At 72.3% G+C, this 13512-nt stretch carries 8 protein-coding genes; all 8 read left to right on the forward strand.

Annotated elements, in window-relative coordinates:
* The first annotated feature begins 8 nt into the window (after positions 1-8).
* The 8 genes from ABD875_RS12690 to ABD875_RS12725 all read left to right on the forward strand — a co-directional run bounded on the left by ABD875_RS12690 (position 9) and on the right by ABD875_RS12725 (position 13507).
* Positions 9-1559 carry an acyl-CoA carboxylase subunit beta gene (locus ABD875_RS12690; RefSeq protein WP_345177993.1) on the forward strand — a complete coding sequence of 517 codons (1551 nt, stop codon included), beginning with the start codon at positions 9-11 and terminating at the stop codon, positions 1557-1559.
* On the forward strand, positions 1556-3427 hold the full coding sequence (locus ABD875_RS12695) for an ATP-binding protein (protein WP_345177227.1): 1872 nt from the start codon (positions 1556-1558) through the stop codon (positions 3425-3427). Before ABD875_RS12690 ends, ABD875_RS12695 begins: the two co-directional genes overlap by 4 nt.
* Complete coding sequence (locus ABD875_RS12700) at positions 3424-4587, forward strand: acyl-CoA dehydrogenase family protein (protein ID WP_345177230.1); 1164 nt, start codon at positions 3424-3426, stop codon at positions 4585-4587. The genes ABD875_RS12695 and ABD875_RS12700 overlap by 4 nt, the downstream gene beginning before the upstream one ends.
* Before the next feature lie 81 nt (positions 4588-4668).
* Complete coding sequence (locus tag ABD875_RS12705; RefSeq protein ID WP_345177233.1) at positions 4669-5364, forward strand: hypothetical protein; 696 nt, start codon at positions 4669-4671, stop codon at positions 5362-5364.
* 1 nt (position 5365) lies between these two features.
* Positions 5366-6142 carry a cobalt transporter gene (locus tag ABD875_RS12710; protein WP_345177237.1) on the forward strand — a complete coding sequence of 259 codons (777 nt, stop codon included), beginning with the start codon at positions 5366-5368 and terminating at the stop codon, positions 6140-6142.
* Positions 6143-6156: 14 nt separating this feature from the next.
* Positions 6157-11523 (forward strand): Ig-like domain repeat protein, encoded by a 5367-nt coding sequence (locus tag ABD875_RS12715; protein WP_345177239.1) that lies wholly within the window; start codon positions 6157-6159, stop codon positions 11521-11523.
* Between the two features lie 45 nt (positions 11524-11568).
* Positions 11569-12777 (forward strand): DNA polymerase IV, encoded by a 1209-nt coding sequence (dinB, locus tag ABD875_RS12720; RefSeq protein ID WP_345177241.1) that lies wholly within the window; start codon positions 11569-11571, stop codon positions 12775-12777.
* A 4-nt stretch (positions 12778-12781) separates the two neighbouring features.
* Positions 12782-13507, forward strand: coding sequence for a carboxymuconolactone decarboxylase family protein (locus tag ABD875_RS12725; protein ID WP_345177244.1), 726 nt, complete (start codon positions 12782-12784; stop codon positions 13505-13507).
* Positions 13508-13512 lie beyond the last annotated feature (5 nt).

Genomic DNA, 13512 nt, shown 5'->3' on the forward strand with positions numbered 1-13512 from the left:
GCGAGGCAATGCTGGAGAAGCTCGCCGCCCTCGACACCGAGCACGCCAAGGCGGTCGCCGGCGGCGGGGAGAAGTACGTCGGGCGCCATCACGCGCGCGGCAAGCTGCTCCCTCGGGAGCGGATCGAGCTGCTGGTCGACGAGGGCTCGGCGTTCCTGGAGCTGTCGCCGCTGGCCGGCTGGGGCTCGGAGTTCCCGGTCGGCGCCTCGGTGGTCACCGGCATCGGTGTCATCGAGGGCGTCGAGTGCATGATCACCGCGAACGACCCGACCGTGAAGGGCGGTGCCTCGAACCCCTGGACGGTCAAGAAGATCTTCCGGGCCTCGCAGATCGCCGAGGAGAACGGGCTGCCCACGGTCTCGCTCGTCGAGTCCGGCGGCGCGGACCTGCCGACCCAGAAGGAGATCTTCATCCCGGGCGGCAAGCTGTTCCGCGACATCACCCGCGCCAGCGCCCGCAAGGAGCCGACGATCGCGCTGGTGTTCGGCAACTCCACCGCCGGCGGCGCGTACGTGCCCGGCATGTCCGACTACACGGTGATGGTCAAGGAGCAGGCGAAGGTCTTCCTCGGCGGTCCGCCGCTGGTGAAGATGGCGACCGGCGAGGAGTCCGACGACGAGTCGCTCGGCGGCGCCGAGATGCACGCGCGCACGTCCGGCCTGGCCGACTATCTCGCCGAGGACGAGCTCGACGCGATCCGGATCGGCCGCCGCATCGTGGCGCGGCTCAACTGGCGCAAGGCGGTCGCACCGCCGACCGCCTGGGCCGAGCCGGACGAGGACCCCGACGGCCTGCTCGACCTGATCCCGAGCGACCTCAAGGAGCCGTTCGACCCGCGTGACGTGATCCGCCGGATCTGCGACGGCGTCTCGGACACGAACGCCGTCGTCTTCGACGAGTTCAAGCCTCTCTACGGCACCTCGCTGGTGACCGGCTGGGCCAAGCTGCACGGCCGCTCGATCGGCATCCTCGCCAACGCCCAGGGCGTGCTGTTCAGCGCCGAGGCGCAGAAGGCGACGCAGTTCGTGCAGCTCGCGAACCAGACCGACACCCCGCTGCTGTTCCTGCACAACACGACCGGCTACATGGTCGGCAAGGAGTACGAGCAGGGCGGCATCATCAAGCACGGCGCGATGATGATCAACGCGATCAGCAACTCCACGGTCCCGCACCTCAGCGTGATCATGGGCGCGTCGTACGGCGCCGGGAACTACGGCATGAACGGCCGTGCCTTCGACCCGCGCTTCCTCTTCACCTGGCCGTCCGCCAAGTCCGCCGTGATGGGGCCGGCCCAGCTCGCGGGCGTGCTCGAGATCGTCGCCCAGCAGTCGGCCGAGGCGAAGGGCCAGCCGTTCGACGCCGAGGGCTTCAAGGGCGTCAAGGAGCTGGTCGAGGCCCAGATCGAGGAGCAGTCGATGCCGCACTTCCTCTCCGGGATGCTGTACGACGACGGGGTCATCGACCCGCGCGACACCCGGACCGTCCTGGGCATCTGCCTGTCCGTCATCGAGAACCAGCCGATCGTCGGCACCGACCGGTTCGGAGTGTTCCGCCCATGATCAACCGACTGCTCGTCGCCAACCGCGCCGAGATCGCCTCGCGGGTCTTCCGGACCTGCCGCGAGCTCGGCATCGAGACCGTCGCGATCCACTCGGACGCCGACGCCCACCTGCCGTACGTCCGCGAGGCCGACCACGCCGTGCACCTGCCCGGCAACGCGCCGTCCGAGACCTACCTCCGGATCGACCTCGTCCTCGACGCCGCCAGGCGCTCCGGAGCCGACGCGATCCACCCCGGCTACGGGTTCCTGTCCGAGAACGCCGCGTTCGCCCGCGCGGTCATCGACGCCGGGCTGACCTGGGTCGGCCCCTCGCCCGAGTCGATCGAGGCCATGGGCTCCAAGATCGAGGCCAAGCGGATCATGAAGGCGGCCGGCGTCCCGATCCTCGAGGCGCCGGACGAGCCCACCGAGGCCGACCTTCCCCTGCTGGTGAAGGCGTCCGCGGGTGGTGGTGGTCGCGGAATGCGTGTCGTCCGCTCCCTCTCCGAGCTCCAGACCGAGATCGAGAAGGCCCAGGCCGAGGCGGCCTCGGCGTTCGGCGACGGCACCGTGTTCGTCGAGCCGTACGTCGAGCGGGGGCGGCACGTCGAGGTGCAGGTCGTCGGCTCGAACGTGTTCGGCGACCGGGACTGCTCCCTGCAGCGCCGGCACCAGAAGGTCGTGGAGGAGGCGCCCGCGCCCGGGCTCTCAGACGAGGTGCGGGCCGCGCTGCACGATGCCGCGCGCAAGGCCGCGGAGGCGATCGACTATCGCGGCGCCGGCACCGTCGAGTTCCTCTACGACCCGGCGACCGAGCGGTTCTGGTTCCTGGAGATGAACACCCGGCTCCAGGTCGAGCACCCGGTCACCGAGCTGGTCCAGGGCGTCGACCTGGTGGAGCTGCAGCTCGCAGCTGCCCAGGCGAGCTGGACGATGGGCTGGCCGGACCCGCCTCGGGGTCACGCGATCGAGGTCCGCCTCTACGCCGAGGACCCGGCGAACGACTACCAACCGCAGAGCGGCACGCTGACCACGTTCGAGATCCCGGTCGAGAACGGCATCCGGGTGGACGCCGGCTTCGAGACCGGGAGCACGGTGTCGACGCACTACGACGCGATGCTCGCCAAGGTGATCGCGCACGCTCCGACCCGGGAAGCGGCTGCTCGCAAGCTGGCGTCGGTGCTGAGCCGCGCCAAGATCCACGGCCTGGTCACCAACCGGGACCTGCTGGTGCAGGTCCTGCGGGACCCAGCCTTCCTGCGCGGTGAGGTGAGCACCGACTTCCTGGGTCGTGATGCTGAGGGTGCGCCCCAGCGCACGCTGGACATCACGACCCCGGCGGTGGCCGCGGCGATCGCGCTGGCCGAGCAGGCCAAGGCGGCGCGGACCGTCCAGCGCGGGATCCCGGTCGCCTGGCGCAACGTGGTGTCGCAGCCGCAGCGCACGGTCTTCGAGGAGGCCACCGTCGAGTGGCACGGCGCCTACTCCGTCGACGGCCACACGGTCGTCGCCGCCGGGCCCGACAGCGTGACGCTGGAGACCGACGGGGTGCGCACGACGTACACGGTCGCGGTGCACGGCCTGGCCGTCGACGTCGACAGCGCGCGCGGGCACGTGCGGCTGACCCGGGTGCCGCGGTTCGTGGACCCGGCCGAGCAGGTCGCCAGCGGCAGCCTGCTGGCGCCGATGCCCGGCACCGTCGTCAGCGTCGCGGTCGAGGCCGGCCAGACGGTGTCCGCCGGGCAGCCGGTCGTGGTGCTGGAGGCGATGAAGATGCAGCACACCGTGAAGGCGCCGACCGACGGCGTCGTCACCCAGATCGACGTCAAGGCCGGTGCGCAGGTCGCCGCCGGTGAGGTTCTCGCAGTAGTGGAGGAAGAGGGATGACCGTCGCGTTCAGCGAGTCCGAGGAGCGCCAGGAGCTGCGCAAGGCCGTGGCCAAGCTGGCCGGGAAGTACGGCCGGGACTGGTTCACCGAGAAGGCCCGGTCCGGCGAGAAGACCACCGAGCTGTGGCTCGAGATCGGCAAGAACGGCTACCTCGGCATCAACATCCCCGAGGAGTACGGCGGCGGTGGCGGCGGCATCGGCGACATCGCGGCCGTGTGCGAGGAGCTGTCCGCCCAGGGCTGCCCGCTGCTGCTCATGGTCGTCAGCCCGGCGATCTGCGGCACGATCATCAGCCGCTATGGCACCGAGGAGCAGAAGCAGCGCTGGCTGCCCGGCATCTGCGACGGCACCAGCACGATGGCGTTCGCGATCACCGAGCCCGACGCGGGCACCAACACCCACAACATCACCACGACCGCTCGCCGTGACGGCGACGAGTGGGTGCTCAACGGCCGCAAGATCTACATCTCCGGCGTCGACGAGGCCGACAACGTGCTCGTCGTGGCGCGCGCCGAGGACGCGAGGACCGGCAAGGTGAAGCCGGTGCTGTTCGTCGTCCCGACCGACGCGGCCGGCCTCGAGGCGCAGCCGATCCCGATGGAGATCGTCAGCCCCGAGCTGCAGTTCACGGTGTTCCTCGACGACGTCCGGCTGCCCGCCGAGGCGCTCGTCGGTGATGAGGACGGCGGCCTGGTGCAGCTATTCGCGGGACTGAACCCCGAGCGGATCATGGCCGCCAGCTTCTCGACCGGCCTGGCGCGCTACGCGCTGGAGCGCGCCACGGCGTACGCGAAGGAGCGCACGGTCTTCAAGGACGCCATCGGCGCCCACCAGGCCATCGCGCACCCGCTCGCGCAGTCACACATCGAGATCGAGATGGCACGGCTGATGACGCAGAAGGCCGCCGCGCTCTATGACGCCGGCGACGACATGGGCGCCGGCGAGGCCGCGAACATGGCGAAGTACGCCGCCGCCGAGGCAGCCTGCGACGTGGTCGACCGTGCGGTGCAGACGCACGGCGGCAACGGGATCACCCAGGAGTACGGCATGGCCGGCCTCCTGGTCGCCACCCGCGCCGGCCGGATCGCACCGGTCAGCCGGGAGATGATCCTGAACTTCGTCGCGATGCACTCGTTGGGGCTGCCCAAGTCGTACTGAGCGATCTGTTCACCCGGCGGTCGCCCCGGCGACGGCCCGGGCGGCCCTGCCGTTCGCGGGGGTCCGTGACCGTCTCGCCTCGTGCCAGCACGACGCGGATCTCGACGACTGGCGACACTCGTGCTGGCCGCGCTCGTCGCGGCGCTCGCGGTGCTCGCCCCGGGCCCGGCCGTGGCGCATCCCTTCGGGGACCCGCAGACGGTCGAGATCGGCGGTGCGGGCGGGGAGGTCCGGGTCCGGTGGCGCGCCGGTGGCGCGGACGACCTGACGCTGCTCGCGGTGTCGCTCGGCGCGCTGCCGGCCAGCCGCGTGATGCTCGACGGCGCGGTCTGGTACGAGGACGGTGACGCCGAGGCGCTGGCCGCCTCGCCCGCGTTCGAGGACTACCTCCTCGATCGGATCGCGGTCACCGCCGGGACGGCCGCCTGCCCGGGGTCGCTCACCGAGATCGACCTGCTCGGCGACGGCGCGACCCTCACCTTCGGCTGTGGCGAGCGAGCCGACACCGCGACGGTCGAGGTGCGCACGCTGCTCGACCTGCACCCCGCCTACCGCACCCTCGCCACCGGCCCCGGCGGCCAGCGCGCCGTCTACGACCGGACCACGGCGAGCCACGACTGGGCGATCGCGGGCGAGCCCGGCACCCCTGCCGCCCTGCCGGCCTCGTCGGAGGTCGGCCGCAGCGCCGCGGCTCAGCTCGGCACCGTCGGCGCTGTCGCGCTGGCCAGCGTGCTGGGTGGCGTGCTCTGGTCCCGCCGGCGCGGACGGCGGGCCTGACGTGGTCGACGCCACCGCCCTGGGCACCCAGATGGAGCAGCTGGTCAGCTCGCCCGGCTTCACTCCGGTGGCGTTCGCCGTCGCGCTCCTCGCCGGCGCCGCCCACGCCGTCGGTCCGGGCCACGGCAAGAGCCTGGCCGCGGCGTACCTCATCGGTGCGGGCGGCCGGGTCCGCGACGCCGCCTGGCTCGGCGGCTCGGTCGCCCTCATGCACACGTTCTCGGTCCTCGTCGTCGCGCTGGCGTGGACCTTCCTCTCCCTGTCCGACGTGGTCGCGCTGCAGACCCTGACCACCGGGCTCCAGCTGGTCGCCGGCCTGCTCGTGGTCGCGACCGGCGTCTGGCTGCTCCGCCGCCACCTCCGCGGCCACGGCCACGGTCATGGGCACGGGCACGGTCATGGGCACGGTCATGGGCACGGTCATGAGCACGGTCATGGGCACGGGACCAGCCGCCCCGGCCTGGTCCTGCTCGGCATCTCCGGTGGGCTCACGCCGTCCCCCTCGGCGTTCCTGGTGCTGGTCACCGGCCTCTTCGCCGGTCGTTCCGGCTTCGCGCTGCTCCTGGTCGCCTGCTTCGGCCTCGGCATGGCCGTCGTGCTCTTCGCCGTCGGCCTGCTCGCGCTCGCGGGCAAGAACGTCGTCGTCCGCGCCGCCGAGTCGCGGCGTGCGCTCACCCTGGCCACCCGGGTGGCCCCCGTCCTCGCCGCCGGCGGCATCACGCTGCTCGGCGGTGCGCTCACGACGCTCGCCGTCGGCAGCCTCATCACCACCACCTGAAGGAGACACGCACGATGACGCTCCACCTCTTCGCCGGACGACGCCGGGTGGCCGTCGCCGCCGGCGTGGTCGCCGCGGCCCTGGTCGCGGGACCGGGGCTGGGACCGGCGTACGCCGCGCCCGCGCCCGGCTCGGCGCCGACGCTCAACATCGCCGACGGCGACACCCTCGACGGCACCGTCCGCCTGGTCGCCGACGCCGCGGTCGAGAACGACCCGGTCGTCGACCTGGCCGTCGACGGCACCTCGGTCGCCGACGCCGAGAGCACCGTCGGCACCGCGCACCTCGAGTTCGACATGGGTGGCAACGGGACGGAGAAGCGGTACCACAACTACCTCACGGTCAACGGCCACACCGAGGAGGCGGAGCGGATCTACTTCCCCGACGTCGCGGGCGGCGAGCGCGGCGACCTCGCCTTCCCGGGTGCCTGGCTGCACGCCGGCGAGAACACGATCACGGTGCACGCGGGCGCGAACTGGGTGGACACCACCAACACGGCCGCCGTCGGCTACGAGCAGCTGCCGAACGGGGAGGGCGGCCGCTGCCCGAACCACGACGACTTCTCGCTCAGCAGCCTGTCGCTGAGCCTCCTGGGCCTGGTCGCCGACGGGGAGCAGAACCTGTTCTCCTACAGCTTCGGCGACGGCACCTGCGGCAGCAGCACGAAGCTGCTGAAGCAGGACCTGACGTTCGTGGTCACCGGCGACCGCGGCACCGGCGGCCTCGCCGCCGACCTCGACACCACGACGCTCAGCAACGGCGACCACACGGTCACGGCCACCGCCGAGTCCGGCGCCCGGACCAGCGTCACGGTCGAGGTCAACAACGCCCCCGCGGGGTCGCCTCGCGTCACGCCGGTCGACGGTGCGTTGATCAGCGGCACCCAGCCGGTCATCGGCGCGCTCCCCGTCGGCTCGGCCGGCGCCGTCGACGCACTGTCACTGGACGGTGAGCCGGCGCAGAACGCCGAGACGCTGGCGGCGGGCACCTCGACGATCTCCTTCACCGTGCTGGCCGGCAACTCGCTCGAGGCCCGCTACCACAACTTCCTGCGGGTCAACGGCCACCGCATCGACATCGGTGGTGACTACGGAGCCGCCAACGGCGCGGCCGCCGAGCTGGTCTCGATCGAGGTCCCGAACCGGTTCCTCGCCCTCGGGGACAACCAGGTCGACCTCGTGACGGGTGACTACAACAGCGGGAGCGGCGCCAGCCTGTGCGCGAACCACGACGACTTCAAGGTCAGTGGTCCGGCGCTGGCGCTCGGCGGCGAGGGCACGGTCGCGGAGGGCACGCACTACACGGTCAGCGCCGGGAGCGAGACGCCGACGACCGGCACCTTCACCCTCGGCGACGGCACGTGTGGCGCCGTCAAGGACGCGGAGTTCCACTTCACCATCGAGGGCGCCCCGACCACCCGCACCATCGACACGCTCGGCAGCGGCGAGAACGCCCACCTGCGGTTCTTCGTCGGCGGCAACGGCGCCGACAGCGGCTTCCTGAACAAGGTCGTCATCAACGGGATCCCGATGGACATGGGCATCTGGGAGAAGGAGGTCGCGGACCTCTCGTTCCCGAACGAGTGGCTCGTGCCCGGCATCAACGTCATCGAGCTCGTCGGTGGCATCGACCCGGCCACGGTCGCGCCCACGTGCCCCGACGGCAACCTCGACGACTTCACGCTCCGCGACTTCGAGCTCGCGCCGGCCGATGCCCTCGCCACCCGGCTGACCCGGCACGTCGCCGGGACCAACGTGACCATCGGCTCCTCGACGTACCCGGCCGGCTCGCAGGTCACGGTGTTCATCGGCGACGGCTCCTGCGGCAGCAGCTACAACAACACCACGCGCAAGGAGATCCTCTTCGAGGTCACCGACCCGGACGGCTCCCCGGCGTCGCCGCGCGGCCTGCGCGCCGACGTGGACACCACCACGATCGCGGACGGCGTGCACACCGTGGCCGCCACGGCTGGCGACAACACCGCGAGCCGGCGCTTCTCGGTGGACAACAGCGCACCGACGGTCGCGTCCAGCGTCCCCGCGGCGGGCCAGCGCCTCACGGCGAACGTCGCCCTCGACGTGCAGCTCGCCGACGCCTCCGGCGTCGCGGGTACGCCGGTGATCACCCTCGACGGCGCACCGGTCGCGCTCGGGGCCACGATCGGGCACGGCCTCACGGCGGGCGACCACGTGCTCGCGGTGACCGCCGTCGACTCGCTCGGCAACCGCGCGACGCGGGAGGTCCGCTTCACCAGCGCGAGCATCCCCGATGTCCCGACCGACCTGACCTCGACGGTCGACGGTGACAGCGCGACGCTGTCGGCCGTCATCCCCGGCGAGGACGGCACCGACCTCCAGGCGACCTTCACCCGGGCCGACGTCGTCATCCCGTCCGAGGCCTACCAGGGTACGGCGACCGCCGTCCCGACCCAGCTCGACGTCCGCCAGGACACGACCGTGGTCGCGGTGCGGGCGCTGCAGCCCGGGGACGACCGCAGCGTCGAGACGCCCTCCAGCGGTGACGTGGTGTTCCAGCGCTACGACCTGACCGTCCCGGCGTCGGAGCAGCGGCCCACGCTGCGGTGGGAGGGGGTCGTCGACCCGGCGCGCCTGGTCTCGCTGCGGGTGTGGCAGCCGGCCGGCCAGCAGTGGGTCGTGCTCACCAGCGCCCGCGGTGCGGCCGACGGAGCGACGGTGCTTACGACGCAGGTCGGCGACGCCTACCGCGACGGCGGCACCGTGCACGTGATGGTCACCGGCGAGGACCCGTTCGCCGACGACCTCGCACCGCGCGACGCGACCGCGAAGGACGACAAGGACCACTTCGAGGACCCGTCGGACTACGACTTCTCGATCGCCCACTTCACCGACACGCAGTACCTCTCCGAGGGCGCGGCCGGCGGCACGTACAACGACTGGGACGGCCGGGACGAGCCCACCGACGTGCAGGCGTCGGAGGAGCAGGCGCTGTGGGCGGCGGCGTACCGCAACACCACGGAGTGGGTCGCGCAGAACGCCGAGGAGCGCAAGATCGCCTACACCGCGCACACCGGCGACATCATCGAGAACGACTACCACAACCCCCTCGCCACGGGCGTCGACGGCCAGCTGCTCCGGCCCGGACTCGACGAGCAGGTGCGCAAGGAGCTGGAGGTGTCCTCGGGCTTCCAGGCCGTCCTCGACTCCCACGGTGTCGTCAACCAGGTGATCGCGGGCAACCACGACAACCAGCTGGGCTCCGAGACCGGTCCGGACTCGCGCTTCAGCCAGACCTTCAGCCCCGAGCGCTACTACCAGGCCTCCCGGCTGTGGCCGGACGGCGCGGAGTACCACACCTGGGACGAGGAGACCGCGCCGGACGGCACGGTCACCACGCCCGGCCGGGACAGCCAGAACAACTACGTGCTGTTCTCGGCCGGCGGGCTCGACTTCGTCGCGGTCGGCCTCTCGTACGGCGTCTCGCCGGCCGAGGCGCGGTGGGCGGACTCGGTCTTCGACCGGTTCCACGACCGCAACGGGATCCTGCTCTCCCACGACTACCTCGTCCCGTCGAAGAACAAGGACGGACGCGGGGCGGCGTTCTCCAACCCGGACGGCTCGCTGCTCTACAAGCAGGTCGTCGAGTCGAACCCGAACGTCTTCCTGGTCCTGGCCGGCCACGAGCACGGCGTCGCGACCAACCTGAAGACGAGGATCGGCGCCACCGTCGCCCACAACGTGGTCGAGCTGCTCGCGGACTACCAGTTCTACACGGTCTCGGCCGGCCAGCTCTGGCCCGACCGGGTCGACGGCAGCGGCAACGTCGACGTCGACGGCAACGGCACGGTCGACCACAAGGCGACCGACCGGCTCCAGCTGGGCGCGAGCTTCCTGCGCCTGATGCAGATCGACGTCGAGCGCGGCGAGATGAGCGTCGACACCTACTCGCCCTTCCTCGACGAGTTCGGCGCGACGTCGTACGACATCCGCGCCGACGGCAGCCAGACCACGCCGCGCTACAACGGCGCGGAGGACAACATGGTGCTGCCGGTCGACCTCAGCAGCCGGACGACGTCGTTCTCGTCGGAGTCGCTGGCGGCGTTCGTGCCGATCGAGGCGCTCGGTACCGAGGTCGTCACGGCAGGGGCTAGCGCCTCGGTCACGTGGGACGGCCTCCGGCCGGGCCGCTCGTACGGGTGGTTCGTCACGGCCAGCAGCGCGGACGGCGGCACGGCGGTGGCGCAGCCCAGTGTCTTCCGCACCGGGCGTGTCGATACCACCGTGTCGGCGGATCCGGTGACGGTGGCGTACGGCTCGCCGGCGACGGTCACCGCCCGCATCGCCAGCGACGAGGCGGTCGACGGCACCGTCACGGTCTCCGAGGGCGCTGCCGTCCTCGGGACGGGCGAGGCCGTTGACGGCGTCGCGTCGGTCCGGCTGCCGGCGGGTCTCGAACCCGGCCGGCACCAGGTCACGGTCTCCTACGCCGGCAACGACGCGCTGCGGCCGGCCGAGACCAGCGCTGTCGTGACCGTGCTGCCGGCCACCGCCCGGGTCCAGGCGACGGCCGGGCCGGTCGAGACCGGGGACCGGGCGACGGTGTCGGTCACGGTCGACGGCGGTGGAACGCCGGCGACGGGAACGGTCGAGGTGATGGAGGGCAGCACCCCGCTCGGGACCGGGACGCTCAGCGGGGGTGCGGCGTCGGTGCAGCTGCCCGCGGACCTCGGGGTCGGCGTGCACCAGCTGAGGGTCGTGTACTCCGGCAACGGCCGGTTGTCGGCCGCCAGCACGACCCTCACGCTCACGGTCGAGTCACGGCGGACCGTCGTGTCCGCCTCGGCCGCACCGGTGGCCGAGGGTACGGCGGGGTCGGTGTCGGTCACGGTCGACGGTCGCGGGGTGCGCGTGACCGGCACCGTGACGGTGCGCGAGGGCACGGCCACGCTCGGCACGGCCACCCTGACCGGGTCGACCGCGGCGGTCCGCCTGCCGGCGGACCTCGCCCCCGGGTCGCACGTGCTGACCGTGGAGTACTCCGGCACCGACCGGCTCCGCTCGTCGAGCACCGAGGTGACCCTGGTGGTCGAGCCGAAGGTGCTGCGCGACTCCACCGTGGAGGCCCGGCCCACGCCCAAGAAGGTCAAGCAGGGCCACGCCTTCAAGGTGCGGATCGCGGTCCGGGCGGGGTCGGTCACGCCGACCGGTCGGGTCGTGGTCGGGTACCGCGGCGAGCAGGTCGGGGCGGCGACGCTGGTCGACGGCGTGGCCGTGGTCCGGGTCGCCGGCGGCTTCGGCAGGGGCCAGCGGAGCTTCACCGCCCGCTACCTCGGCTCGGAGGACGTCAAGGCCGGGTCCGACTCGTTCACCGTGACCTTCACCAAGAAGAACGGCGACCGCTAGCGTGGACACTTGCCCATAATCGAACACATGTTCGATCATGGGCAAGTGATCCTGCACGCCGACCTCGACTCGTTCTTCGCCTCGGTCGAGCAGCGCGACGACCCTCAGCTGCGCGGCCGGCCGGTGATCGTGGGCGGCGGCGTGGTCCTCGCGGCCAGCTACGAGGCGAAGGCCTACGGCGTGAAGTCCGCGATGGGCGGGCGCCAGGCGGCCCGGCTCTGCCCGGACGCGATCGTGGTGCCGCCGCGGTTCTCGGCGTACGTCGAGGCGAGCAAGCAGGTCTTCGAGATCTTCGACGACACCACCCCGCTGGTCGAGGGCATCTCCATCGACGAGGCGTTCCTCGACGTGACCGGCCTGCGCCGGCTGGTCGGGGAGCCGGAGGACATCGGGGCGTCGCTGCGCACGCGGGTGCGCGAGGAGGTCGGGCTGCCGATCTCGGTCGGGATCGCCCGGACCAAGTACCTCGCCAAGGTCGCCAGTGCGGTGAGCAAGCCCGACGGGCTGCTGCAGGTCCCGCCGGACTCGGAGGAGCAGTTCCTCCACCCGCTGCCGGTCGAGCGGCTCTGGGGAGTGGGCGCGATCACCGCCGCCAAGCTGCACGCCGAGGGGATCCGCACCATCGGCGAGCTGGCCGGGCGCGAGGAGCGCGAGCTGCACTCGACCGTGGGCAAGGCGGCGGGCCGGCACCTCTGGGCGCTGGCGAACCTGCTCGACCCGAGGCCGGTCGAGGTCGGCCGGCGGCGCCGCTCGATCGGCTCGCAGAGCGCGATGGGCCGCGCGGGCCGGCCCAAGTCTCGTGAGGAGCTGGACGCGCTGCTCGCCGCGCTGGTCGACCGGGTCGCACGCCGGCTGCGCGCAGGGGAGCGGATCGGCCAGACGTTCACGCTGCGGCTGCGCTTCGACGACTTCAGCCGGGCGACGCGGTCCGCGACGCTGCGGCACTCGACCGCGACGACGGCGACCTGGCTCGAGACCGGACGCCGGCTGCTGGCCGACAACTGGGAGCTCATCGAGGAGCGCGGCTGCACCCTGCTCGGCATCACGATCTCCGGGCTGACCGACGGCCGCTCCCAGCAGCTCGAGCTGCCGCTGTGGCCGGACGTCGCGCACGAGACCGGTCTCGACGCGGCTCTCGACCGGGTGCGCGACCGGTTCGGCTCGACCTCGGTCACCCGGGCCGTGCTGGTCGGGCGCCACGCCGGCATGGAGATGCCGACGCTGCCCGACCCGGGGCCGGTGGCCCTACGCTGACCGGGTGCTCCCACGCTCCTTCGACGCGGTCGCGGCCGCGCGCCGCGAGCTCGACGTCGACCTGACCGATTCGCGCGTGGTGGCGTTCGCCGAGCAGTTCGGCGCGGACGTGTCGGGGATCGACGACGAGCTGCGTGCGGCCTTCCTCGCCGCGACCGGTCCGGCTGCGTTCACGGCCGTCCAGGCGATCTACGTCGACGACTTCTGGCCGCGCGTCCAGACCGTGCTCGAGGTCGAGCCGGGGTCCGCGGAGGCCGGCCCGCTGTGGCCGGCGCTCGAGGAGTTCATGCGTGAGGTCGCCCGGCTCGACGCGCTGGACCCCGTGACCACCGAGCTGGTCCGGCTGCGCGGCGCCCGCCAGCACGAGTGCCGCGTCTGCCGGTCCCGCCGCTCGGTCGCCGCGATCGAGGCCGGTGCCGACGAGGCGACGTTCGACGCCGTCGACCGGTACGCCGACAGCGACCTGGCCGATGCCGCCAAGGCCGCGCTCGCCCTCACCGACGCGATCATCTGGACGCCGTACGCGATCCCGGACGACGTGCTCGCCGCCGCGCGCGACCACCTCACCGAGGCCCAGCGCACCGAGGTGGTGCTCGACGTGACCCGCAACGCCGCGAACAAGATCGCTGTCGCCCTCGGAGCCGACGCGGCCACCGTGACCGACGGCGTGGAGCTGTTCCGTACCGACGCCGACGGCAACCTGGTCATCGAGACCCCGGATCCTCGGTAGCGTGT

This window comes from Nocardioides caricicola (assembly GCF_039541135.1).
Lineage (GTDB): Bacteria > Actinomycetota > Actinomycetes > Propionibacteriales > Nocardioidaceae > Nocardioides > Nocardioides caricicola.

Coding starts and splice junctions, on each gene's coding strand:
- ABD875_RS12690 (WP_345177993.1), top strand. CDS start 9: ATGCTGGAGAAGCTCGCCGCCCTCGACACCGAGCACGCCAAGGCGGTC.
- ABD875_RS12695 (WP_345177227.1), top strand. CDS start 1,556: ATGATCAACCGACTGCTCGTCGCCAACCGCGCCGAGATCGCCTCGCGG.
- ABD875_RS12700 (WP_345177230.1), top strand. CDS start 3,424: ATGACCGTCGCGTTCAGCGAGTCCGAGGAGCGCCAGGAGCTGCGCAAG.
- ABD875_RS12715 (WP_345177239.1), top strand. CDS start 6,157: ATGACGCTCCACCTCTTCGCCGGACGACGCCGGGTGGCCGTCGCCGCC.